The following is a 22,057-nucleotide window of genomic DNA, read 5'->3' as shown; positions in this document are numbered from 1 at the left end:
TATCACTCCTTTATCCAATCGTAACCTTCTTCCTCTATCTTAAGGGCAAGGTTCTTGTCTCCATTCCTGACAACCTTTCCATCCACCAGTATGTGAACGAAATCTGGGTCAATATTCTTTAAAATTCTCTGATAGTGCGTTATGATCAGGAAACCAACCTCTTTGCTGTGGTATTTTATTATCTCCTCTGCAACGAGCCTAAGTGCATCAACATCCAGACCAGAATCTATTTCATCGAGTACCACTATCTTTGGTTTGAGGATTGCCATCTGCAGTATTTCGAATCTCTTTCTTTCTCCTCCAGAAAATCCGTCATTAACGGATCTTGACATGAAAGACTCATCCAAACCTACAAGTTTCAGGTGTTCCTTTACCCTGTTGAAGAATTCTGTGACTGTCACCTTATCTTCAGGATGCAGCTGTTTGTATGCTGTTCGAAGGAATGAAGAAATTTTTACGCCCGGGATAGAGATCGGGCTCTGGAAAGCAAGAAACAGTCCAGCCCTGGCCCTCTCTTCAGGTGTTTTATCTGTAAGATCTTTACCGTCCAGTATAATTGATCCGCCTTCTATAACATAGTTCGGGTGGCCTATGAGAACATTTCCCAATGTGCTCTTACCTGCTCCATTAGGTCCCATCAATGCATGGATTTCTCCTCCCTTAACATCAATATCAACCCCTTTCAGGATCTTCTTTCCCTCCACACTGGCAGAGAGATTGCTAATTTTCAGCTCAACCATAATACTAAATTGGTTTAACCTATTTAAACACTTACTTATGTTTAAAGTCAATAAACTTAATATAAGTAATTTAACTACTCTATATATGGAAAATGAACTTGCAGTAAGTCCTCTCCTTGGAAAGGTAAAAACAAGTATTCTCATGATTCTTGAGAATGGGGAGAAAAGCATGGCTTATCTTGCAGATACACTGGATATGAATAAAACTGCTGTAAAAGAACACATGGATACACTTGAAAAGATGGGCTATGTAAAGCCCTTCTTCAAGAAAGAAGGTACTGGAAGACCTTCCAAATACTATGAGATCAGTCAATCCGGCATGGAACTATTTCCAAAGAAATATTCAGAACTCATGGCTACATTTCTCGATGAATTCAGGAATGAATTCGGTGAGATGAAACTGAACCTTCTTCTTGGGCATGTTGCAGATAGATTAATGGAAAAAGCTGGTTTTAAGAATTCTGAAGGTACTCTTGATGGTAGGGAAAAGAAAATTCAAAGACTGCAGAGTTTTGTTAACGCTCTAAATAAACTTGGATATTATGCAAAAATGGAAGTTGACGGGGAAACTGTCAGGATCATAAGGCATAACTGTATATTCTATGAAATGGCCAAGAACAATGGAAAGGTAATATGCGACGTTCTTGGAAAGGACATTATTCAAAGATCAGGAGAAAATAATTTTACCCTGGTTGAAAAGTTCTCCGACGGAGGCAACAAGTGTATAGTTGAAGTTGACCTCAATCAGATTGACTGATTCTTAAAATTTTTAAACATATCTGCAACCGTGGCCTTCAGGTCGTATTCTGGCTTGAAATTCCAGTCCTTTACGGCATCTTCTGTGTTTATAGAATAGGGCCATGTGTCCGCTATTTTCTGCCTGAAATCAGGATTATATTTTACATTGAAGTCCGGGTTAAGTTTTCTAACTTCTTCCTCCAATTCCTTTGGTGAAAAGCTGTATGCCATCACATTATAGGATGTTCTTATTCTTATGCTCTCCTGTGGTGATGTCATCATCCGAAGTGTTGCCTTCATTGCATCTGGCATGTAGAGCATTGGCAATTTTGTCTCCTCCTTCAGATAGCATTCGTAAAGGTTGCCCTGGGCTGCGTGCTTTATCATGTCCACAGCATAATCTGTGGTACCGGCTGTTGGAGCTACCTTATAGCTAAGGAGTCCAGGATATCTTAGACTCCTGACATCAAGATTATACTTGTTGAAATAATACTGTGACAGCATTTCCGTTGTAAATTTTGTTATGCCATACATTGTTGTTGGAATTGAGTTGTGTCTAATTGGGGCATTCTCTTTCTGAACCTCTGGACCATAGACGCCAATTGTTGAAGGAATGAATACCTTTTTTACGTCTCTTGTAACACAGGCATTCAGCACATTTACTGTACCTGTTAAATTTACATTGTAGGCAAGGTATGGGTCTTTTTCACCAGTTGCAGACAGGATTGATGCCAGATGGTATACCTCATCTATATTCCTATTCCTGATTATATTATCCACTGCTTCCCTATCCCTAACATCCAGAAATTCATAATTGATCCTGCTGTTTTCCCTAATTTTTGGTTCCTTCTGTACATCAGTTACGTATATGGTTCCTCCATAGCTCGCCAGTAGATAATCAATTAATTCAGAACCTACCTGCCCCAGAGAACCTGTGATCAAAATGTTGGTCATGTTATGTATATTGATTATAGGTTAAAAAATATAATCTTATGCTTATGCCTTTATTAAGTTGTAATGTGGATACTCGTCAAACCAAACTACAGGAGATGATAAAATTTATCTTGACCTAGCCTTCCTTACGTACATTCTCTGGATTACGCTGCCTGCAATCAGACTTACAATAAATACCACAAAAACAAGAATGTTGAATAAAATATCATTGGTTATATAACCAAAATACCCAAGAATGTACAATACTGCATATCCAAGCATCAGAATTATTAGACCCATGAATCGTATGTATATTGGAATTGATGTACGCACCTGCATGTATGGATTCTGAAGGGCTGCACCACTGGTACCGCCCATTATAAATGAAAGCTGGTTAAGCACTCTCCTTTTGTCTCTTGATTCGGGACACATTGGATCTGTTAATGCATTTTTTGCATCTTCCAGCAGCTGATTTGCTTTGTCCTTTTCACCCTTTCTATTATAAAGTGTGGCAAGCTCTATTTCCATCCTTGCAAGACTTGCGCAATTGGATATGGGCATCATTTTTTCGTAATCTACCTGGTTCTGAAGATTTTGAATCTTTTCATCTATTGCTTCCAATTAATCCAACCCCTTTAAATTAAATCCTTATTTCCATAATTCATTTATAGTCTTGCCATTTTAATGTATTTGTCTATCAGCCACCCCAGAAATGTCTGGGAAGACCTTATTTCCCTCAAAATTAAGGTTTTCTGTAAAGAATATTTTTCATACTTCTATCCCATGCTTTATTTCTTTAAATTTTATAGGCAATCTGTCATATAGATATGTGAAAGATAAGGAAAGCTCTGTTGATATCTATGCATTTGTTAATAACAAAAGAAAGGATCTTCAGGACAGCTTTGTAAAGAAGATATATGATCTTGGTGGTGGAAAATTTATCTTCCAGATTCACAGTCCAACACTAAAGAAAGGTTCATTTTATATTGACGTGAAGAAGGGAATTTGTCTTATGGATGCCGAAAGAGGGCAGGATGCTGGGAATCTTGCAATGTTTCTCAGAAAGAAATTCATGGATAAGAAAATCAAGGCTATTTACCAGATAAATTTTGACAGGGTAGTCAGAGTGGATTTTTACAACGGTTCATCCTTCGTGATGGAACTCTTCAGAGATGGTAATCTGATAGTTTTGCAGGATGATGTAATTGAATATGCACTTAATCCAAGGGAATGGAAAAACAGAAAAATAATAAGGAATGAAAAATACATTCCACCATCTCTGGTTGATCCCCTATCATTAAAATCTGAAAATAAGATTGAAATACTTGAGAAGAGCAAGGCATCAATTGTTCAAACTATGGCAACAAGATTCAACCTTGGAGGTGAATTATCCGAGGAGATTCTAAATAGAGCAGGAATTGATAAGAATCTTGATGCAAAGCAGTGTACAGATTTGATCGGGCAAATTGATGAAAAACTCAATGAGTGCCTTCGTGAGACTGAAGAAAATAAGGGATATTTCTACGAAGAAGAACAGCTTGTAAGCCCAATAAGATTGACGTTTCTTAACAGAGAACCTGACAGGATAATGGAGGATTTCAACGATTCCCTGCAAATGATGATGGAAACTGAAATTAAGGATACACCAGAGAATTTAAGAATTAGGAGAATTGTTGAGAATCAGGAAAAAACCATTGAGGAATACAGGAAGGCTTCTGAAACAAGCAGGGAAATAGGAGTCATAATTTCATCTCACTTTCAAACCATGAAAAAAGTTCTCCAGCATTTGAAGACCTCTGATCAGGAGAGACTTTCATTTGACGGTTTTGTCATAGAGGTGAAATCAAAGAATAAGGCAGAAAAGAGCGCAGAAATTACTTTCAACGAGAATACATTTAAACTGTTCTATGACAGAAGTGTTGGGGAAAACATGACGTCCTATTTTGATTCGTCTAAGGATTACCTGGAAAGGATAGAGGGTGCAAAGATAGCAATGGAAAACTCAATAAAGGGGATACAGGAACAGCAGGTTAAGAAGAAAAAAGATAGACCAAGATTCTGGTTCGAGACCTATCACTGGTTTTTCACCCCTGCCAATCATCTGGTTATCTCTGGTAAGAATACGGATACAAACGAGAAGGTTGTAAAGAAACATATGGGGGAGAAGGATATTTACATACACGCGGACATGTACGGTGCACCCAGTACGGTAATAAGAAATGAAGATAACGCAGAAATAACGGAAGAGGAGATAACAGAGGCTGCAGCATTTGCCGTCTCATTCTCAAGGGCATGGCAGAATGGACTCACATCAGGATCAGCCTACTGGGTCAGCCCACTGCAGGTAAGTAAAACACCAGAATCTGGGCAATATGTTAGAAAGGGATCATGGATTGTAAGGGGAAAAAGAAACTATCTTTTCAATTTACCACTCAAGCTTAGCATTAGAATGATTGATTACAGGGAAGCAAAAATTGCGATGATTTATCCGTTCAGGGAAAATGATTCTGATTGTGTTACCATAATTCCTGGCAGTAGAAAAAGGGATAAGGTAGCACAGGAGATTGCCACAAAACTGGATACTGACACAGAGGAAATAATGAGGATACTTCCATCCGGAAACGCAGATATTATTTAATTTTAGAAAGCTCAGCCTTCAGGTTTTCCAGAACCTTTACATCCTCTGGATCAAAGGACAACCTCAAACTTACTTCCACTGTAAGGATGTCAATATAGTGCAGAAGATAGAACAGCTTTTCCAGTTGTGTCTCACCTTTGGGCTTTATCCTTATGATCTCTGATGAGAATTTATTTTCCATTATATCCAGGCGTACCTTACATCTTGAACTGTAATCCCCCTCCAGAACAAGAAAGATGAATTTTTCGGCCATACCTCCGTTCATTAGTTGCGGTACAAGTTCATTATGATTCTGCTCTGATAGGTTATGATTCAGTGCGAAAAGCTTTGAATTTTCATTAAACTGTGTCTTGAATCTGTAGCTGAGGCTTGTGAAAGGTTCCCATGATAGAATGTAGGGAATTTTTCTTGAGTCTACTATTTTCTGTGCAAGCTGCCATATAGGGCTTCGCTCCTTTTCAAGATTTTCAAGAATTGAAATGATTTTTTTTCTCTCTTCCGTCTGAATGCCAGCAAAAGTGTTCAAAAGAGGCATTAAAAGATATCCTATGGCCTCCCTTGGCTGCAATCCTGCCGGTATTTTAATCAGATTGTCGCATATTTTGGAAAGCTCACCACCGGAAGTTATGGCATTTACCCTGACTCCTCTGGCCTTCGCCTCTTTAACTGTACTCAGTGTTTCTTCTGTGTTTCCCGAGTAACTTACTGCAATGAAGCAGTAGCTGCGGTCCACATATTTTGGAAGTTTATAAGAATCCACAACTATTACAGGAAGTTCCTGAAATATCTCTGCAAAAATTCTGCCCGATACACCTGATCCCCCCATTCCTGAAATTACAATTGCTTTAAAATTTCGTGCTTCCAGGGAAAACTTCTCAGTAAAATTGATTTGTTCCTTAATTGAGTAAACCTGACTGTAAAATTTATCTTCTGCCAAAAAAATCATTCCTCAAATTGGAGCTAGGGCGAGAAAGAATCCCCACACAGCAGGAAGTAAAGCAGCTAGTCCTACAAGAATATAGATCATGGTTTTAGTTGACATATACATGAGTATTTATTTATTTTTAATTAACCTTTGCTATGTAAATTAAATATGAAATTTTCTATCTTTATGGCGTATTTGCTTATATTTATTACAATTTAGAGATTTAAGTATTACAGTGATTTTTAATATTAGGAAATGTTGTTACAGTTTTTATTTTTACATCAATTTCTATGAAGGGTATAGGTCATGCAATGTGCCCCGCCATATCCACCTGTTATTTCTTCCAGATTGATTTTGATAAAATCAATACCAAAATCCCGCATTTTTGAACTGGATGGAAACATGGTTCCACTTTTAAGTTCTGATTCTTTTGCCCCTGCTTCTTCCTTTATCTTCTGAGTTATGACACCGTTGCTTTCAAGCTTTTTAAGAACTGAAAAAGAATCTATGCATATAATTCTGTTATTCTTTACAGTAAGGAAATTGGATGAATAACAAAGCTGTTCAATGGGGGAAATTTCCATTATGTTATAACCTTTCTTTTTCAGATAATCATAAAGTGCTATATCATATGCATAAACGTAACCATCTCCTGTTTTCTGGTATAATTTTCCCTTTGCTGCCTTTACAAGGCTCAATGAACCAATGGCAGTGCCATTACCTGCAATGTTGAAATATGTGTCAAGATGCATATTGTTTAGAAGATCATTTACCATAAATGGATATCTGGGATTTTCCACGACCAAAATTTCGTCATGGCTCATCATTCCTGAATTCATTGCCGATATGGCTCCAGCAAGATCAGTTCTTGGTCCTGTTCCTATTAATCCAAATTCACCACATGGAATGTAGTCACCACCCTCAAAATATGAATTCTCCTCAACCCTCTTCAGGTGATCATTACCAAGGATTTTCTCCATTATGAATCCTGTAATTTCAGGTTCCATTTTTCTCTGCGGCAGTTTCATTCTACCAAGAATAACTCCATTAGAACTCACAGCCTGCTGATCCCTCATGAAATACAGGTTTGTAAGGGGTACATTGGAAAATATTTTGGGATATGACATATGATTATCACGATCAACAGTTATGTCAATTGATGGCACCAGGATTGATATGTTAAAAAGAGTGTCTGCATCCATGAATGGAAGATTTCTCTGAAAATCCTTCTTTAGCCTTTCAACCTCTGAAATATCGCCATAGAACTGCACCTCAGAAGCTAACTTTTCCTCCAGAGACTTTCTGAAACTACTGTCAGTATTACACCTGTTCACAACAATTTCTCTGAGCTGTGTTACCTTTGCCCCATTCTCCTTCATAATCTCCTCAAGCTTCTCATGTTCCCTTAATGCTTTCGTCTTGTTGAACGGTCGCTCAAAGAGAAATGCTCTCGGCGAGATCATCGCATAATCTATCTCTGTTCCTGGTCTATGAACAATCACTTCCTTCAAATTTTCCCATTCTGATCTTACAAACATCAAATATCACCTAAAATTTCATAATAGTTGTCCTCATAGAAGAACAGTTCGATCTGATCTTCCTTTATAATCCTCTTCAGGGTGATCTGGTTATAGGTTCTCTCATTCATCAGATTCGTTTCGTTTTCTGTCCTGTTAATTACAATGAACCTTTCCCTGGATGCTTTTTCTCCAGTTTCCTTCAGTTTATCAAAATCTATTAATCTCTTGTTTATGAGTGTAATCTTACCATTTTTCAGGTCTGTAACATATATGCCACCTGGCCTTTTTCCCTGATAAATGTATTTTGTATTGTCAAAGAATATTAGAGATCCAGGCTCAATATCAAGAATTCTGATCATATAGGTAAACCTGAAAAATTGTTTTCCATCCTTTATTCCTGCAAGTGAACTTGAAACGACCACATTGCATATGGTTTTAGACTGAATTTCTCTGGCAAATGTATCTCCATCTTTTTTCTTTCCAAGATATATATCTATACCTTCCTTCAGTTGAACTGACTTTGATACAAAGGATTCAGGGTCTTTCTTCTGGTTGTTCTCAACCATGCGGAGAAGCTCCTGATGAATTAGATTTATTTCAGGGCTCATTTTTTCCATGAATCCCCTCAGCTGAACCTTGGATTCGTAATATGATCCTGTTACCTTATTACACGTTGGACAGCTGATTGACTCCTTCCTGTATGGAATTTCCAGCAGAAACTCCTTCTCCTCTGCATCATCTCTTCTAATCCTGATCCTGATATAGGCTGTATCCTCGATTTTGTTCAGTTCTATGGGTCCGAATGATTTAATCTTAAATGGATCATTCACCGTGAAAAGTTCATAAACTTTCTTTGACCATCTGTCCTGTGCATCATGATGAGCCCAGTAATTCCCAGCCTTTATTGCACCACACTTTGGGCAACTGGTAAATGTTATTGAACCTGGCTTTTCAATAACCAGTGTTTCCCATATACAGTCTTCACAGAGTCCCTTGTATATGGCTTCTCGAATTCCACATTTTATACATAACATAATTCAATCAATTTTCCTTCCTTCGCGGAATTCCTTTATCAGTGCCCCCGATATGAGCTTTTTTCTTATTTCTGTAGTTCCTGCTCCGATCTGACCAAGGATGGCATCCCTCATTAATCTATCAATTCCAGTATCATGGATATAACCTGCTCCACCAAAAATCTGGATACATTCCCTTGATATGTATTCAGAGACCTGAGCTGAATAAAGGATTGATGCTGCCGCATTCTTCACATCCATTTTGTTCTTATCAAGATGCTCCAGAGTTTCGTATGCAAGCAATTTTGCAGCCCTGTATCTGGTATACATTGTTGCCAGCTTGTCCTGTATCATTTCAAACTTATACAGTGATTCACCAAACTGTTTTCTCTCCACTGAATACTTAATTGCTTCTTCCAGGGACCTTCTTGCTAGCCCAACAAAAATGAAAGATAGAATAGCTCTCTCTGAATTCAATCCGCTGAGAATTATGTGTCTCCCATGGTTCTCCTTGCCAATTAATCTTGAACCGGTTACTTTCAAATCCTGAAAGTATATTTCACCTGTAGGAGAACCTCTCATTCCCATTTTGTCAAATTTTTTCCCTCTTGAAAATCCCTCATCGGTGGAAAGAATTATGAAGGCAGAGTGTTCCTTTCCTGTCCTGCAGTAAGTAAGGAACAGATCTGCATAAGGGGCGTTGGTTATATATGTTTTGGAACCATTAATTATATAGCTGTCTCCCTCTTTTTGAGCTGTAGTTTTCATATTCATGGCATCTGAACCAGAAAGGGGCTCAGTCAGACCAAGTGAACCGATCCACTCGCCGGATACTAGTTTTGGAACGTAGGTTTCTTTCTGTTCATTATTTCCGTTCCTGTATAAGTTATCAAGCGTTAGGTTACTGTGTGCACCGTAGCTGAGTGCCAGTGAAGGAGAGGAATAACCCAGTTCCTCCTCTATAATTGCCTGTCCCATATAACCAAGATTTGCACCTCCAAACTCCTCGCCGACGGTAATGCCAAGATATCCCATTTTCCCCATGTTTCTGAAGACTTTCTCCGGGAAATAGTCCTCCAGATCCATTTTCTTGGCAACAGGTTCAACCTCACGCTGTACAAATTCCCTTACATTATTTCTTAATTCTTCGTATATTTCTTCTTCAACCATAAATGGGTTAATCATTTCTTAAAATAACCTTATTTCTCTTTTATAAACATGATTTGAATTTAGCAGATTATAAATATGAAAGATTAAAATATAATTATATGAGAATTTTAATAATTTTAATACTAACAGGAATGGCTACTAAAGCACAATATGGTATTGGACTTTATTTATATGGCATAATTTTTACTGTTTTAAAATCATATTGATGCATAGACCATCTGCTATTGTTTTGTTAGACTAATTTTAATGTGGGACACTGATTCCTGTATTTTTATATCTGAATAATATGATGATAGATGGAAATGAATATTAAGGGAATAGACAAGGAAATGCATAGGAAAATTGCCGCTACTCTGTTCAATCAAACATGGAACCTAATTGAAAAGTCAAGAAATTCTGATGAAAATGACCTGATGATAAGCGTATCTCAGGCATCCCTATTCCACTGGAGATTTGCTGGTGGTGGTGACCTCGAACTTTCAAGAGGACACTGGATAATATCAAGGGTGTATTCTGTCCTATCAATGCCAGAATCGGCAATATATCACGGAAACAAATGCCTTGAATTGTGCAAATCAGGGAACCTTGAGGATTTTGAATATGGTTTTGCCTGTGAGGCTTTAGCCAGAGCGCATTACGTAAAAGGAGAACTTGGTGAATACGATAAATATCTCAAAATGGCGATTAGTTATGCAGAAAAGATAAAGGAACAAGATGATAGAAAATGGTTAGAGACAAATATTAATGAAATTGAAAGTAGGCAAAAAAATTAATAATCTATCAAAAATTATACTATATGATATTTTTAAGATCACTCGATGAAATCAAAAGTTAATTTGTGAGAAATCTGCATAATGCCTGTGCTGGAAAAATAGCAGCAAACGATCAAATTCCAAAGTTACTGTACTCATATGTTTGTCCAATGGATGGATACGTTCTAAATATGGTAAAATAATGACTTCAAATAGAGTTGCATTGTCAGTTTCTAATTATTGCAGTTAATTAAGTGCTGACACATAATTTTGAACTTGTAGATATCAAGTGAATAATGCCATGCACTCTTTTCTAAAGGTTAAGCATTAGAATCTAAATAGGATGCGAGGGATGGGATTTGAACCCACGAACGCCTACGCGACTGAATCTTAAGTCCAGCACCTTTGGCCAAGCTCAGCAACCCTCGCTTAAATTCCGTAGGTCTTAATGGATAAAATAGATTTTCATGATATGCAGGAATGATTATGCCAATCTGATTTATATATTCTTAATACATTCATGACTATGGTGTTTCAGGGAGGTCTTCCAGATAATGGGGAGATAATTAATTTTGAAATAGAAGAAGAACCAAAGTGGGTTAAGGTAAAGCTGGAAGATGGTTCTGTAATTCAGATAAAGATGGAGATTGTTGCAATCATGAAGGGTGGAAATGATCCGAATACAGGACTTCCAATATACATGGTTCAGGCAACCAATATTATTAGAATGAATCAGGTTCCGAAGGAATTAATCAAGAAAAATCCAGCAAAGGAAAAAGGGGCGGATGGAACACTCTACAGATAAAAAGAATAAAAACATAGATCTTCTGGATGAAAAGATTCTTGAGTTACTCAGAATAAACAGCAGGTTTACAAATAAGGCTATTGCCACAGTAATTAATGTTTCTGAAGGTACCGTTAGAAGAAGGATAAAAAGTCTTCAGGAAAGGAATGTTATTAGCAGATTTACAATAGAAACAACAGAAATGAAGGAAGCCATTATCCTTTCAAGATACGATCCCTCAAGCAAAACCGGAATTTTGCAGGAATTAAAGAAGATATCTGCCAGGGTGTATGAGGTTGCAGGAAAGTCTGACATGGCCATAATGGTTTCATACAGGAATCTTGTAGAATTGAATGAGTTTATTGACAGAATAAGAGAAATTAAAGGTATAAAGAATACAGAAACCATGATAAGGCTAAAATGATTTCTTCTTTTAAGAAAGAGGCGTAATTATTGAGATATAATTAAATACCTTTTTTTGATTTACAGCACAAGTGATTTGCAATGTCAGAAGAAAATAACATCATTTACGTAGGAAAAAAACCGACAATGAATTATGTGCTAGCTGTTGTTACTCAGTTTAACACCAACAATGTGGAGAAAATAGTAATAAAAGCTAGAGGAAAATCCATAAGCAAGGCCGTGGATATAGCAGAAATTACCAAGAATAAATTCATGCCAAATGCAAAATACGCAGACATCCATATAACAACAGAGAAAGTTGAAGGAGAAAGAGGAGAATCAAATGTTTCCTCCATAGAAATAACAATTGCGAAGTGATTTTTTACCCTTAACCACATATACATTTTCCCAAAAAAATTCTTAAAAAAGTTAAATTGCTTTCATGTAATACAGTATTGTTGATTCAATGTCAGAAGTTCTCAAAATCAGTGTTGATCTGAGTGGAAAACTGGATCTTATTAATAAGAGACTTGTAGAAGTTCTAAAGACTGACAATCCCAGATTGAATGAGATGTCCAATTATACCATCTCATCAGGTGGAAAAAGACTCAGACCACTGATTGTACTACTTGTTTATGAATTAAACACGACAAAGCCCCTGGAAAATGCCATCGATCTGGCAGTTGCATATGAGATAATGCACAGCGCCAGTCTGATACATGACGATATAATAGATGAGGCAGAAGAAAGGAGAGGCATGCCATCACTTTACAGAAAATATGGTCTTGGAGATGCTATAGTAACTGGCGACTATATGTTTTCAGTGGCATACAGAATAGGGGCCACATACGGCATCGATGTTTCAAACGTCGTTGCAGAGGCTGCTCAGAAGCTTGCAGAAGGGCAAATAGAAGAATCTATGAATCTGGGCAATTTCAAAATAACAGAAGATACATATTTCAATATTATTACCAACAAGACAGCGTACTTCTTTGGAGCAGGGGCTAAGAGTGCTGCTATGATTGCACAATCCTCCGGAGAAGATCAGAATAACATGTTCAATTTTGCATTTAATGTTGGAATGGCTTTCCAGATAGCAGATGATATACTGGATATTGTGGGAAAGGAAGAGATCATTGGCAAGACTCCGTTCACTGATATGAAGCACAGTGCTCTTACACTTCCCATGATTTATGCATTGAAAAATGGGAACGAGGCTGGAAAGAGACATTTGAAAAGCGTTTTAAGGGGAAGGGAAACAGATCCTGAAAGTGTTCAGAAGGCAAAGCAGTTCCTCATTGATTCAGGTTCTGTGGATTATTCAATAGAGAAGGCAAAGAAATTTATTGACATGGCAATTGAATCTGAAAAGACAGCGAAGATCAGTCCAAATCTTCAAACTTTATTTGAAATTGCATACAGTGTCATAAGCAGGATAAGGGTTTAAAATGGTTAGAATATTATTATATACAGGAAAAGGCGGCGTTGGTAAAACAAGTGTTTCTGCAGCAACAGGTATCGAACTGGCAAAGAGAGGATTAAAAACTCTGGTTATTTCAACAGATCCCGCTCACAGTCTGAGAGATGCTTTTAAGAAGAGTATAGGAAGTGAGCCGGTGGAGGTTGGCAAAAATCTTTTTCTTCAGGAGATAAGTGTAACTGAAGCCATAAAGAAATACTGGGATAACCTGAAACTTTATCTTACAGCGTTAATGAGATCTCAGGGAGTGGATGGTATTGCAGCGGAGGAGATTGCAACCATGCCTGGCTTTGATGAGGCAACTGAACTGCTATACATAAGAGAATACGCAAAGGACAACAGGTTCGATGTGGTTGTTATGGATACAGCACCAACGGGGGAATCTTTAAAGTTGCTGTCCTTTCCTGAAGCATTTTCATGGTACATGGAAAGGATCTTCCCCATAAGCAGAAAAACAGCAAAGATAATGAGGCCTCTAATGAAACCTTTCCTTGGTGTACCCATTCCGGATGACAAGGTTTTCGGAAGTATTGAGGAACTTTATTCACAAATGAGAGAGGTAAAAGAAATACTTTCCGATCCTGAAACGACAACCATCAGGCTGGTATGCAACCCTGACAGGATGTCCTTTAACGAGACGAAGAGAGCGTTCACATATCTGCTAATGTATGGATATAATGTGGATAGCGTTATTGTGAACAAGATATATGCAGATGATACAGGTGATTTTCTGAAGAAGTGGAGAGAATCCCAGACAGAAGTGTTGGAGGAAATTGAGACTGCATTCGCTGATCTAAAAATAATGAAGATTCCAATGAGTGCAAATGAACCAACCGGACAGAAACTTCTTGAGGAAATGGGAAAGAAATTATATGAGGATGCCGATCCCATGAGTGTTATGAGCAGTATAATCCCACCTGTACAGTTTATAAGCGATGGGGATCATAAGATGGTAAAGATAAGGATACCCTTTGCTGATAAGAAAAACACCCAGTTGCACAATAGAGGCGGTGAGCTGGTAGTTCAGATAGATAACTGGAGAAGGGTTTTCTTCCTGCCACAGAGTATGAGTGATCTTAATCCTGTAAACGCAGAGTTTAATAAGGGCTTTCTCAATATAGAGATGAGTTAAATGGTAGAAAAAACAATTGGCGGAAAAAACGGGAAAATACACTTTGAACTGGATCTTGAACTCCCGGGATTGAAGGAATCTGCCGAGGATTTGCTTTCATTAATTAAAGAAGCGGCAGACGGTATGGTTGATGTGGGGAAGAAGGTCGTTTCAAAGAAAAACACCGAGAAGAAAGATATTAAAAAAATTAACATAAAGTAATTTTTAAACAACCACTATTCATATTAACATTGTAATAATTACTTGATTATGGTTGATCTGGAAAGAATTAAGAAAGAAACTTTTGAAAAACTTGGTCTGTCCGATAGTAATTCTGGTGTATTTTATGGGAAATGGGAAAAATTCTCTGAAAAAGATGCAATTACTGTAAAGAGTCCCATAGACGGAGCAATACTTGGAAAAGTGTCTGTGGCCAATGCTGAAAATTATGACAAAACCGTCGCATCCCTAAAGAAAGCCTTTGCTGAATGGAGTGAAATACCTGGCCCAAAGAGGGGTCTCCTGATTAAGAATATTTCCGATGCACTCTCAGAAAAGAAAGAACTTCTTGGGAGGATTGTTTCCCTTGAAGTTGGTAAAACAAATGTTGAAGGACAGGGAGAAATTCAGGAAATGATAGATGTCGGATATTATGCTACCGGACTTGGCAGGCAGATATACGGCAATACCATTGCAAGCGAAAGACCGGAACATGTATTATATGAGAAGTTTCTCCCACTGGGAATTGTTGGTGTTATTACAGCATTCAACTTCCCATCGGCAGTATGGTCATGGAATTCATTTCTGGCTGCAACTGTTGGAGACACTGTTCTATGGAAACCATCATCAAAGGCTGCATTAACTTCAGTTGCCGTGATGAATGTAATAGGAAAGGTACTGGAGAAAGAAAACTATCCAAATATCTTCGGACTGGTGAATGGCAGGGGGTCAAGCATAGGGGAACTGCTGTCAAAGGATGAAAGGATTCCACTGGTTTCCTTTACAGGTTCTGTTAAAACGGGAAGACACATATCATCTGTTGTATCAGGAAGATTTGGCAGAACCATACTTGAACTGGGAGGTAACAACTGCGCAATAGTGAGTGAGAAGGCAGACATGAATATAGCTCTTAAGGGCGTTGGATTCGGAGCTCTTGCCACTGCTGGCCAGAGATGCACAAGTACAAGAAGGGCAGTTGTTAGTGAGAAGATATATGAAGATTTCAAGAAGAGACTTATTGAGGCCTACAAAAAAGCTAAAATTGGAAATCCTCTCGAAAGTGGTGTTCTGGTAGGTCCACTCATAGATGAGGAAGCGGTGGTCAATTATGAGAAAGCCATAGTAAGGGCAGTTGAACAGGGCGGAAAGGTTCTCACTGGTGGCAGGAGATTTAAGAATGAATCAAAGGGATATTATGTGGAGCCTACCATAATAGAAGCTAAAAAGGGTATGGAAATTACAAAGGAGGAAACCTTTGCACCCATTCTGTATCTATTCAAATATTCCAGCCTGAAAGAGGCCATTGAAATTCACAATGGTGTTCCACAGGGTCTTTCCTCTGCAATGTTCACAACCGATCTGAGAGAGGAGGAGATATTCCTTTCATCAAAGGGATCAGACTGCGGAATAGCAAACATAAATACAAGCACTGCAGGGGCTGAAATAGGTGGAGCATTCGGCGGTGAGAAGGATACTGGCGGAGGCAGAGAATCAGGAAGCGATGCCTGGAAAGCTTACACAAGAAGAATGACCATAACAAAGAATTACGGAAACGAACTGCCACTGTCTCAGGGCGTTACATTCGATCTTTGAAAAAAGAGACATTTTTTAAACCACATTTTTTTAAAATTTTAATTTCCTGTTAACCTTTTTTGTAACAGCATGTGAAATATAAATTTGATAGTGTGCAATATATTCCCTTTTTGTGAAATTTATATAATTGATAAGATTATAATATAAAAACCCATGAATTGTTCGTTTTCTTAATGAAAATTTTATCATATAAATATATTACCGAAACCACTTAAATATTATGAACCATTAATGAACATACTATGTTCAAAAAGACCTCCAGTGATTCAGGTGGCACTAGGAACGAATTGAAAAAGGGATCAGTTGGCACATGGCAGGGAGCTTTTTACTCCCTGGCTCAGGTTGGGCCGGCGGCAGATATTGCAATACTCCTGATAGGAACATTCAGGGATGTGGGTTTCAGATCAGTAACTGCAGTACTGGTTGCATGGCTGATCTATGGTTTATGGATGATCACACCCTATGAATTCTCAAAATTGAGATCAAATGCAGGTGGGTATTATGCATACGCGGCGGCATCCACAAAATCCGGTTTTTATGGTCCTGCAACAGCCTTTTCGTGGCTGTATGAAAACCTCACATCCTCGGCCTTTGCAGTGCTTGGAATATCATCATTCCTGTTTCTGCTTTCATCGGAAATATCGTCCTTGAAGTATTTGTGGGTAATTTTTGCCATTGGAATGATTGTTTATGTTTCAGTAATTCCATATCTTGGGATCAGGCCATCTGTTCAGTATACATTTATTACCGGATTTGCAGAAGTGATGTTTTTGTTCGTTGCTTCCATTATAATAATTATAGAGGTTGGACCAGGGAATTCATTTGTGCCCTTTACACTACCTTTCAGTATTGTACCTGTATTCTTCCTTTCCATGATATTCTCCATAAGTGATTTTACCGGTATTGGGATATCTACAACCATATCAGAGGAGGTTACTGAACCAAAGAAGAAGATAAAGAATTCCCTTCTTCTTTCCTATTTATTTTCTGGACTTGCACTTATTCCTGCAACCTACGCGCTTACGGTTGGATGGGGCATATCTGGCATAGGTGGGTTTGCAAGCGCGAACGATCCTGGTCTTATTGTTTTTGAAAGATATTTGGGACCAATTGGTGGCATACTTCTGGTAATATTTACCATAAACAGCTATCTTTCCAACGGTGTTGCAAAGACAAATGCAGTTAGCAGGGTATGGTTTTCAGCCAGCAGGGATAAGATCATTTTCCCAAAGTCATTTTCTGAGGTGCATAAGAAATATAAGAGCCCACACAAGGCAATACGGGCATATATGATTCTGATGCTTGTTATCAATCTTCTTTTCGGTTTTCTTTTTGGACCAAAGACAGGAGCGTTGATATTGCTGACAGGTTCAGGAATTGGTATAATATTTACTCACATTTACGCCAATATCAGTCTTACGCTTTACACAAGAACACAGAAGGTTTTCAAGTGGCTGGTGCATGGATTAATTCCCATAGCATCTTCCATAATAGCAGCCGTTGTTATCTTCTACACGGTACAGCAGGATATCCTTGCCCAAATTAGTACGCCTTCCTTTGATAACTTTGCCTATGCAAGTTCCGCTGTGGTTGGTGTTATCTGGTCATTTATTTTCGCCATAATAATATCATTTTATTATGTTAGAAAAAAGCCGAAGATTGCCACAGAGGCTGGTACCTACGATGCGGACCATATAAAAATATCATGGGAGAAATGATATTTTATAATTTATAAAATTTTTAATTTTAATATTATTATAGCATATTAATTAGATTTTCCGGCATTTCCATTGAAACCACAAAGTTTGGCTCATCGACTATTTCACTTATGTGCAGGTTCCCGGCCACGCTGCATAAAATATACGCTTCTTCCTTTGAAATCCCCTTCCCATGTAACAGTTCTATCATTGAAAGAGCAGCATTCTGAGAACTGGTGTATAGATCAGGACCTATGCCAGTACATACTACTGCGTCCTCAACGATTCTCTTCTTGCTTTTTACGACTGGATACTTTATTTTCCTATTTTTTTCTATGCTAACACTTGCAACTATTCTTGCCCCGGTTTCAACTGCTGTTCCACATATTTCCCCATCTCCCTGGGAAGCATGTGGATCGGAAAATGACAGCAATGCACCATTTACAGAAACTGGAAGAGTCACACTGGAACCCGCACATATGAATTTATTATCCATATTACCACCGAAATATTGTGGTGGTATCATCCCGTATTCCCCTTCTGCGGGTGCAGTGCCTATAACACCCAGAAATGGTTCTTCCCTGATTTTAACATTTTTTAGAATATCACTTTCTGATGTGATCATACCTTCTTCTATTTTCCATACTATCATTGTTTCACTGAACATATTTTTCAGGAGACCAAAATTATCCATAATGGCAGTCCAGCCCCAGTCTTCAGTTTCAATTTTCTTTATGTTGACAGTAATGCAGTCACCTGGTTCTGTTCCATCAACATATACTGGTCCAACGGCACCATCAAAGAGGGATGAATCTATTTTCCTTAGATCAGATAAATTGGAGTTACGCTTTACCTGCATTGTGGAAGAATCGGGAATGATAACTTCAAACTCTTCGCCCTCGCTTACACGAAGAACTGGCTTATTTGTGCTGTTCCATTTAAAATGAAGGTTATTTAAATTCCTGCCATCCAGACTTTTCATTGGATATGATCCTATCATTACATAAATACAATTCATGATTGTCATTGGAAATAGTTATTATTTTGACCATCATGACTATAGTGTAGATGAAAATAAGTGAGATTCATAACCGGCTTAACAGAAGATGTATAGTTGCCATTAGTCAGACAAACGGAATTTTCAGCGTTTTGGCCAGATCTGAAAAGACAACACCAGTGTATATTTTTAATGATAAAGATGTACTTTATCTCAGACTCTTTTTTCTAAAGGATAATGTTTCAAATTCTGCCATTTCACCCATTTTATCAAGGAAAGACCTTATTGAAAACAGATCATATTACACCATAACTGAAAAAATAAAATCCAAAGAACAGATTGAAATTATAAAGAAACTTATTGAGTCTCCTTCGGTTGCTCTAAACAATACATATCTTCTCAAGAACGAAATATTCATAGACTTTAGATTTCACAATGAAAAACTGAATGAAATAAACGACATTCTGGCAGAATTTATGGGAAATTTTAAGGAATTTAGAATTGTGTCAATGACCAACTCCTTAAGTCTAAGAAAAAGAATGGATGAACTAACAGTAAAAACACCCCTGGCTGTTATAAAATATACATTAAGAACACAGGATGATAATTCAATCCTGAGATATATTAAGGCCACCGATCCTGATTCAGTAGCAGAGGTTCAGGGTGGTATACTATCAAATAAGGGAGTAAAGGTTATCCTTTACACAAGTAAGCCACTTGATCATAAGGGTGTAAGTGTTGTTTCACTAAAGGATAACATATATGAGGCATTCGTTAAGGAGAGTGTCCTTGAGGAGGGCTTGAAACTTGGAAATAATGCAGGTATACCCAGATTGGCATTCTTCCTGACAGTGGAAAATGGCATTCCATGCGATACAACATTTGTTCCAGTTGTAGAGGCCGATGAGTACATTTCCCTGATGATGAATTCAAAGAGTTCTGATAAAAGAATGCATCCCATACTCCAGTTTTTCTCATCGCTTGATGATGAGGATGTTTGGAAATGGCTGTAAAATTATAAAGTTTAATCACATTCAATCTCTGTCACTTGCTTGTATTTTTGACGGAGTATTTGTAAATATAACACAGAACCTTTTAAATTTTAAGTCAAACTAAGGCATAAAGGGAGACGGAACCTTGGTTCGAAATAATAGACCTTTCTTTGCTATTTATGCTTCTCGGTTGGTTTATGCAATTAACTGGTTTACCATTGCTCCTGCACTGATTTTCATACAGGAACAGATAAATGTCTCTCCATTTGATCTTGGGCTGATCGCTTCTGCTTTTTTTATTGGATTAATGCCGTTCCAGATATTAGGAGGATTAATCGCCCTCAGAATATCTCCCAGAATACTGGCAATAACAGGAATGACTCTCATTGGAATTTGTTCAATTCTTTCCGGTATTTCTGATTCATTTCTGCAATTGTTTTTCGCCAGAGTTGTTCTGGGTAATTGTAATCAGAGAATGCCTTCTCTATCTCTATGGAAGCATCATTAAAGTTCTTGAACTCGTTTGGCTATATGTAATCTGTCAAAATCAGGAATAATTGGAATCGGTATACTTTCTGGTAAAAAAATTATTGAAAATGAGCCTTCTGATGGTGCATCTACTCCAGCAGGATTTAGACTTATAAAGATATATTTTTCGGATATACGGTTCTTTGGAGATACTGATAAAATAATAAATGAAAGTATTGCCGAGAAAAAACAGAAAGGAATTAACTATATCTTGAGAGATATTTACAATCTTACAAATAATATAATTACATTTCAAGAAATGCGGGACAATAATTGTACAATTTCCACACAGGGTGCAGTTTCTAAAATTTCCAGTGATAAATACATAAGATTATTAGAATTGATAAGGTCAAGATAAGAATAATAAATAAAATATATTTTTCAGATTAATAAATTTAGATAGGGTTATGCGGGAGGTATATCCTTTGATGTTTCACTCACTATAGTGAAGGTTTCCGCATAGAGGAAGCCGATTATTATCCATGCAAAGAAAAGATACTGTATGGTGAGAGATATACCTGGTAATGAGTCAATTAATATAAATATTGATATAGAGACTGCAACAATACCGGCTGTTAGTTCTTTTATTCTCCCTTTTGATTTTCTGGTGGCGATTTTTATCAGAGAAAAATCTGCAGATGTATGGATTATAAGATTCATCAGACCCGCTAATGCACCCATGGCAAGGAATGTTGCGTATAATCCAATAAAGTATGTCATTGTACCCAGAACAATTACAAATATTGTAGCTATTAATAATTCAGATAATACCGGTTTACCTTTGTATTTTCTTGAAAATATTTTTGGAAATCTTCCATCTTCGCTCATTGCACCAAAGGTTCTTGAATCGGCCAGTATATACGCAATACCTCCAAGAATGCCATCGCTCAGTGCTATGATAGGTACTATTATTAAGCCCAGTATTCCAAAATGAGTTATAAGATAAATAATCAAATTCCCGGTAAAATTCAATGAACCTAAGGAATAAAAGAATAATGTTGCAAGCAGGCCTCCGAATATCACAACTGTGATTGCTGCCCTTCCAATTGCCTTGCTATCCATCGCATCACCACCAAGTGGAGCAATTGATCCATAACCTGTCGGGATTCCAAGACCAAATATAACTGCAGCAAGAAGGTAGGGTGAATATATTACAGGATTGTAGAAATGCCAGCCTGAACTGTGCAGAAATATTATCGATAATACAACTATTATAGTTATTTCTATTGTTGACATTACCATTGCATATTTTGCTGAAACCTTTACTCCCGCTATTACCATTGTGGAAGCTACTAAGGAAACAAGAAACACTGTAATTATCTGGTTGATACCGAGAACAAATGATAAAACATATGCCCCACCGGCAAGCAATGTTCCACCGTAAGCAAGTGCATATAATAGATACGACCAGCCCGTTTCTATACCTAACCCACCTGAAAGGCCATAAAGGGCATAGATGTAGTATCCTCCACTTCTACGGTATCTTCTTGAAAGAAAATAAACAACTATTCCATTGAAGAATACTACAGTTGTGGCTATCATCATAGCAAATGCTCCTGCAGTTCCAACCATTGCAATCATAACTGTTCCGAATGTTAATAGGGAAATAAAAGGCGCCTGACCGCCAAATGATATGAAAAAAAGTTCAGGAAATGATAATTTCTCTTCTAAATTTTTCCCTTTATTTATAATGGTGCTACTATTATTTTTCATTTCATTTCACCTTAATATTTAAACCATATTATATGGACCTGCATTTTCAGTCTCTGTATATGAAATCAAAAGTTTATTTACACCTTCAAATATATTATAAATTGTTTAAATT

At 37.5% G+C, this 22,057-nt stretch carries 23 protein-coding genes and 1 tRNA gene; 14 read left to right on the top strand and 10 right to left on the bottom strand.

Translation table 11 applies throughout. From position 1 onward, the window contains the following. Window positions 1-2: 2 nt before the first annotated feature. Window positions 3-740 (bottom strand): Fe-S cluster assembly ATPase SufC, encoded by a 738-nt coding sequence (gene sufC / locus CSP5_RS03110; protein ID WP_021789812.1) that lies wholly within the window; start codon window positions 738-740, stop codon window positions 3-5. 85 nt (window positions 741-825) lie between these two features. Between sufC and CSP5_RS03105 the strand changes: the two genes are divergently transcribed. Then, window positions 826-1,497, top strand: coding sequence for a helix-turn-helix transcriptional regulator (locus CSP5_RS03105; RefSeq protein WP_077076041.1), 672 nt, complete (start codon window positions 826-828; stop codon window positions 1,495-1,497). On the opposite strand, the gene CSP5_RS03100 is transcribed toward CSP5_RS03105, so the two are convergent. Both CSP5_RS03100 and CSP5_RS03095 read right to left on the bottom strand, forming a co-directional pair. Next, a complete protein-coding gene (locus CSP5_RS03100) occupies window positions 1,485-2,432 on the bottom strand; it encodes an NAD-dependent epimerase/dehydratase family protein (RefSeq protein ID WP_077076040.1) in 948 nt (315 codons plus the stop codon). The genes CSP5_RS03105 and CSP5_RS03100 overlap by 13 nt on opposite strands. A gap of 105 nt (window positions 2,433-2,537) precedes the next feature. Further along, window positions 2,538-3,032, bottom strand: a complete 495-nt coding sequence (locus CSP5_RS03095) for a hypothetical protein (RefSeq protein ID WP_077076039.1) — start codon at window positions 3,030-3,032, stop codon at window positions 2,538-2,540. 208 nt (window positions 3,033-3,240) lie between these two features. Between CSP5_RS03095 and rqcH the strand changes: the two genes are divergently transcribed. Further along, entirely contained in the window at window positions 3,241-5,049 is a 1,809-nt protein-coding gene (gene rqcH, locus CSP5_RS03090) for a ribosome rescue protein RqcH (protein ID WP_077076804.1), read from the top strand. Here rqcH and CSP5_RS03085 read toward each other — a convergent pair. The 4 genes from CSP5_RS03085 to CSP5_RS03070 form a co-directional block, all read right to left on the bottom strand. Then, window positions 5,042-5,986 (bottom strand): bifunctional phosphoglucose/phosphomannose isomerase, encoded by a 945-nt coding sequence (locus CSP5_RS03085; protein ID WP_171970423.1) that lies wholly within the window; start codon window positions 5,984-5,986, stop codon window positions 5,042-5,044. The genes rqcH and CSP5_RS03085 overlap by 8 nt on opposite strands. 269 nt (window positions 5,987-6,255) lie before the next feature. Beyond that, window positions 6,256-7,512 (bottom strand): arginine deiminase family protein, encoded by a 1,257-nt coding sequence (locus CSP5_RS03080; RefSeq protein WP_021789818.1) that lies wholly within the window; start codon window positions 7,510-7,512, stop codon window positions 6,256-6,258. Then, the gene (locus CSP5_RS03075; RefSeq protein WP_021789819.1) at window positions 7,512-8,528 is read right to left on the bottom strand and encodes a 60S ribosomal export protein NMD3; all 1,017 of its coding nucleotides are present in this window, start codon (window positions 8,526-8,528) and stop codon (window positions 7,512-7,514) included. The genes CSP5_RS03080 and CSP5_RS03075 overlap by 1 nt, the downstream gene beginning before the upstream one ends. A 3-nt stretch (window positions 8,529-8,531) precedes the next feature. Further along, entirely contained in the window at window positions 8,532-9,677 is a 1,146-nt protein-coding gene (locus tag CSP5_RS03070; protein WP_241810774.1) for an acyl-CoA dehydrogenase family protein, read from the bottom strand. Window positions 9,678-9,973: 296 nt separating this feature from the next. Between CSP5_RS03070 and CSP5_RS03065 the strand changes: the two genes are divergently transcribed. Beyond that, a complete protein-coding gene (locus CSP5_RS03065) occupies window positions 9,974-10,450 on the top strand; it encodes a hypothetical protein (protein ID WP_021789821.1) in 477 nt (158 codons plus the stop codon). A gap of 323 nt (window positions 10,451-10,773) precedes the next feature. Here CSP5_RS03065 and CSP5_RS03060 read toward each other — a convergent pair. Beyond that, window positions 10,774-10,858, bottom strand: a tRNA-Leu gene (locus CSP5_RS03060). Window positions 10,859-10,955: 97 nt separating this feature from the next. On the opposite strand from CSP5_RS03060, the gene CSP5_RS03055 reads away from it, so the two are divergent. The 8 genes from CSP5_RS03055 to CSP5_RS03020 all read left to right on the top strand — a co-directional run bounded on the left by CSP5_RS03055 (window position 10,956) and on the right by CSP5_RS03020 (window position 17,736). Then, entirely contained in the window at window positions 10,956-11,234 is a 279-nt protein-coding gene (locus CSP5_RS03055) for a hypothetical protein (RefSeq protein WP_021789822.1), read from the top strand. Beyond that, the gene (locus CSP5_RS03050; RefSeq protein WP_021789823.1) at window positions 11,215-11,637 is read left to right on the top strand and encodes an Lrp/AsnC family transcriptional regulator; all 423 of its coding nucleotides are present in this window, start codon (window positions 11,215-11,217) and stop codon (window positions 11,635-11,637) included. The genes CSP5_RS03055 and CSP5_RS03050 overlap by 20 nt, the downstream gene beginning before the upstream one ends. Window positions 11,638-11,717: 80 nt before the next feature. Then, window positions 11,718-11,993 (top strand): DNA-binding protein Alba, encoded by a 276-nt coding sequence (gene albA, locus CSP5_RS03045; RefSeq protein ID WP_021789824.1) that lies wholly within the window; start codon window positions 11,718-11,720, stop codon window positions 11,991-11,993. A gap of 88 nt (window positions 11,994-12,081) precedes the next feature. Continuing rightward, window positions 12,082-13,062: a polyprenyl synthetase family protein gene (locus CSP5_RS03040; RefSeq protein WP_077076037.1), complete on the top strand. Its 981-nt coding sequence runs from the start codon at window positions 12,082-12,084 to the stop codon at window positions 13,060-13,062. A gap of 1 nt (window position 13,063) precedes the next feature. Further along, complete coding sequence (locus CSP5_RS03035) at window positions 13,064-14,227, top strand: ArsA family ATPase (RefSeq protein ID WP_021789826.1); 1,164 nt, start codon at window positions 13,064-13,066, stop codon at window positions 14,225-14,227. Then, entirely contained in the window at window positions 14,228-14,428 is a 201-nt protein-coding gene (locus CSP5_RS03030; RefSeq protein WP_021789827.1) for a hypothetical protein, read from the top strand. 48 nt (window positions 14,429-14,476) lie between these two features. Further along, window positions 14,477-16,018 carry an aldehyde dehydrogenase family protein gene (locus tag CSP5_RS03025; RefSeq protein WP_021789828.1) on the top strand — a complete coding sequence of 514 codons (1,542 nt, stop codon included), beginning with the start codon at window positions 14,477-14,479 and terminating at the stop codon, window positions 16,016-16,018. A 242-nt stretch (window positions 16,019-16,260) separates the two neighbouring features. Beyond that, on the top strand, window positions 16,261-17,736 hold the full coding sequence (locus CSP5_RS03020) for an APC family permease (RefSeq protein ID WP_148689605.1): 1,476 nt from the start codon (window positions 16,261-16,263) through the stop codon (window positions 17,734-17,736). Window positions 17,737-17,773: 37 nt separating this feature from the next. Here CSP5_RS03020 and CSP5_RS03015 read toward each other — a convergent pair whose 3' ends face one another. Further along, complete coding sequence (locus CSP5_RS03015; protein WP_148689604.1) at window positions 17,774-18,697, bottom strand: acetamidase/formamidase family protein; 924 nt, start codon at window positions 18,695-18,697, stop codon at window positions 17,774-17,776. A gap of 86 nt (window positions 18,698-18,783) precedes the next feature. Here CSP5_RS03015 and CSP5_RS03010 point away from each other — a divergent pair, with 86 nt between their 5' ends. The 3 genes from CSP5_RS03010 to CSP5_RS03000 all read left to right on the top strand — a co-directional run bounded on the left by CSP5_RS03010 (window position 18,784) and on the right by CSP5_RS03000 (window position 20,590). Further along, window positions 18,784-19,725, top strand: a complete 942-nt coding sequence (locus CSP5_RS03010; RefSeq protein WP_148689603.1) for a hypothetical protein — start codon at window positions 18,784-18,786, stop codon at window positions 19,723-19,725. Window positions 19,726-19,849: 124 nt separating this feature from the next. Then, a complete protein-coding gene (locus CSP5_RS03005; RefSeq protein ID WP_171970422.1) occupies window positions 19,850-20,212 on the top strand; it encodes an MFS transporter in 363 nt (120 codons plus the stop codon). A gap of 15 nt (window positions 20,213-20,227) precedes the next feature. Then, window positions 20,228-20,590, top strand: coding sequence for a hypothetical protein (locus CSP5_RS03000; protein WP_077076033.1), 363 nt, complete (start codon window positions 20,228-20,230; stop codon window positions 20,588-20,590). 47 nt (window positions 20,591-20,637) lie between these two features. Here the strand turns inward: CSP5_RS03000 and CSP5_RS02995 are convergent, their stop codons facing one another. Then, window positions 20,638-21,945: an APC family permease gene (locus tag CSP5_RS02995; protein WP_077076032.1), complete on the bottom strand. Its 1,308-nt coding sequence runs from the start codon at window positions 21,943-21,945 to the stop codon at window positions 20,638-20,640. Between the last annotated feature and the right edge of the window lie 112 nt (window positions 21,946-22,057).

The organism is Cuniculiplasma divulgatum (genome assembly GCF_900083515.1).
Classification (GTDB): Archaea; Thermoplasmatota; Thermoplasmata; order Thermoplasmatales; family Thermoplasmataceae; genus Cuniculiplasma; species Cuniculiplasma divulgatum.
The sequence above is the reverse complement of the archived record's forward strand: the minus strand, read 5'-3'. Positions and strand labels throughout refer to the sequence as shown.

Excerpts from the sequence above, each read along its gene's own strand:
- CSP5_RS03050 (WP_021789823.1), top strand. The coding sequence starts at position 11,215 with ATGGAACACTCTACAGATAAAAAGAATAAAAACATAGATCTTCTGGAT.
- albA (WP_021789824.1), top strand. The coding sequence starts at position 11,718 with ATGTCAGAAGAAAATAACATCATTTACGTAGGAAAAAAACCGACAATG.
- CSP5_RS03105 (WP_077076041.1), top strand. The coding sequence starts at position 826 with ATGGAAAATGAACTTGCAGTAAGTCCTCTCCTTGGAAAGGTAAAAACA.
- CSP5_RS03035 (WP_021789826.1), top strand. The coding sequence starts at position 13,064 with ATGGTTAGAATATTATTATATACAGGAAAAGGCGGCGTTGGTAAAACA.
- CSP5_RS03020 (WP_148689605.1), top strand. The coding sequence starts at position 16,261 with ATGTTCAAAAAGACCTCCAGTGATTCAGGTGGCACTAGGAACGAATTG.
- CSP5_RS03075 (WP_021789819.1), bottom strand. The coding sequence starts at position 8,528 with ATGTTATGTATAAAATGTGGAATTCGAGAAGCCATATACAAGGGACTC.
- CSP5_RS03080 (WP_021789818.1), bottom strand. The coding sequence starts at position 7,512 with ATGTTTGTAAGATCAGAATGGGAAAATTTGAAGGAAGTGATTGTTCAT.
- CSP5_RS02995 (WP_077076032.1), bottom strand. The coding sequence starts at position 21,945 with ATGAAAAATAATAGTAGCACCATTATAAATAAAGGGAAAAATTTAGAA.
- CSP5_RS03100 (WP_077076040.1), bottom strand. The coding sequence starts at position 2,432 with ATGACCAACATTTTGATCACAGGTTCTCTGGGGCAGGTAGGTTCTGAA.
- CSP5_RS03065 (WP_021789821.1), top strand. The coding sequence starts at position 9,974 with ATGGAAATGAATATTAAGGGAATAGACAAGGAAATGCATAGGAAAATT.
- CSP5_RS03025 (WP_021789828.1), top strand. The coding sequence starts at position 14,477 with ATGGTTGATCTGGAAAGAATTAAGAAAGAAACTTTTGAAAAACTTGGT.
- CSP5_RS03010 (WP_148689603.1), top strand. The coding sequence starts at position 18,784 with ATGAAAATAAGTGAGATTCATAACCGGCTTAACAGAAGATGTATAGTT.
- CSP5_RS03040 (WP_077076037.1), top strand. The coding sequence starts at position 12,082 with ATGTCAGAAGTTCTCAAAATCAGTGTTGATCTGAGTGGAAAACTGGAT.
- CSP5_RS03030 (WP_021789827.1), top strand. The coding sequence starts at position 14,228 with ATGGTAGAAAAAACAATTGGCGGAAAAAACGGGAAAATACACTTTGAA.
- CSP5_RS03055 (WP_021789822.1), top strand. The coding sequence starts at position 10,956 with ATGGTGTTTCAGGGAGGTCTTCCAGATAATGGGGAGATAATTAATTTT.
- CSP5_RS03070 (WP_241810774.1), bottom strand. The coding sequence starts at position 9,677 with ATGGTTGAAGAAGAAATATACGAAGAATTAAGAAATAATGTAAGGGAA.
- sufC (WP_021789812.1), bottom strand. The coding sequence starts at position 740 with ATGGTTGAGCTGAAAATTAGCAATCTCTCTGCCAGTGTGGAGGGAAAG.
- CSP5_RS03015 (WP_148689604.1), bottom strand. The coding sequence starts at position 18,697 with ATGAAAAGTCTGGATGGCAGGAATTTAAATAACCTTCATTTTAAATGG.